Genomic DNA, 787 nt, shown 5'->3' with positions numbered 1-787 from the left:
GTTGCTCTACCAGTTGAGCTAGGCCGGCTTGCATAAAAAATTANATAAAACTTAATATTTAAAACTATAAATGGTTCAGGACAGAGTCGAACTGCCGACACATGGAGCTTCAATCCATTGCTCTACCAACTGAGCTACTGAACCATAATGGCGGTCTCGACGGGAATCGAACCCGCGATCTCCTGCGTGACAGGCAGGCGTGTTAACCGCTACACTACGAGACCAAAATTATGAAATTGCGGGAGGCGGATTTGAACCACCGACCTTCGGGTTATGAGCCCGACGAGCTACCGAACTGCTCCATCCCGCGATAATAATATTAATGGCGGAGGAAGAGGGATTCGAACCCCCGCGAGCCGTTAAGCTCCTGTCGGTTTTCAAGACCGATCCCTTCAGCCGGGCTTGGGTATTCCTCCAAAAATATTAGATAAATAAATTATATTAAGTTTTATAAAAATGGCGGAGGAAGAGGGATTCGAACCCCCGCGGGCCGTTAAGCCCCTGTCGGTTTTCAAGACCGATCCCTTCAGCCGGACTTGGGTATTCCTCCAAAATTATATGGACCTTGCAGGATTCGAACCTGCGACCGAACGGTTATGAGCCGTTAGCTCTGACCAACTGAGCTAAAGGTCCTGAATATAATTTACAACTAATAATTAGTGGCGGTGGAGGGGATCGAACCCCCGACCTCACGGGTATGAACCGTGCGCTCTAGCCAGCTGAGCTACACCGCCGTTGTATTTTAGTTTGTATTAAATATGGTGGAGACTAGCGGGTTCGAACCGCT

At 48.5% G+C, this 787-nt stretch carries 7 tRNA genes; all 7 read right to left on the bottom strand.

Annotated features, from left to right (window positions below):
• Positions 1-71: 71 nt before the first annotated feature.
• A tRNA-Phe gene (locus BK821_RS13115) sits at positions 72-144 on the bottom strand.
• 4 nt (positions 145-148) lie between these two features.
• Positions 149-224 (bottom strand) — tRNA-Asp (locus BK821_RS13110).
• Positions 225-236: 12 nt separating this feature from the next.
• A tRNA-Met gene (locus BK821_RS13105) sits at positions 237-310 on the bottom strand.
• Between the two features lie 13 nt (positions 311-323).
• Positions 324-416: transfer RNA gene (locus BK821_RS13100), tRNA-Ser, on the bottom strand.
• A gap of 41 nt (positions 417-457) precedes the next feature.
• Positions 458-550, bottom strand: a tRNA-Ser gene (locus tag BK821_RS13095).
• Positions 551-559: 9 nt separating this feature from the next.
• Positions 560-633: transfer RNA gene (locus tag BK821_RS13090), tRNA-Ile, on the bottom strand.
• 27 nt (positions 634-660) lie between these two features.
• Positions 661-734, bottom strand: a tRNA-Met gene (locus BK821_RS13085).
• Positions 735-787: the final 53 nt, after the last annotated feature.

This window comes from Staphylococcus sp. LCT-H4 (genome assembly GCF_001866145.1).
Taxonomy (GTDB): Bacteria; Bacillota; Bacilli; order Staphylococcales; family Staphylococcaceae; genus Staphylococcus; species Staphylococcus succinus.
The sequence above is the reverse complement of the archived record's forward strand: the minus strand, read 5'-3'. Positions and strand labels throughout refer to the sequence as shown.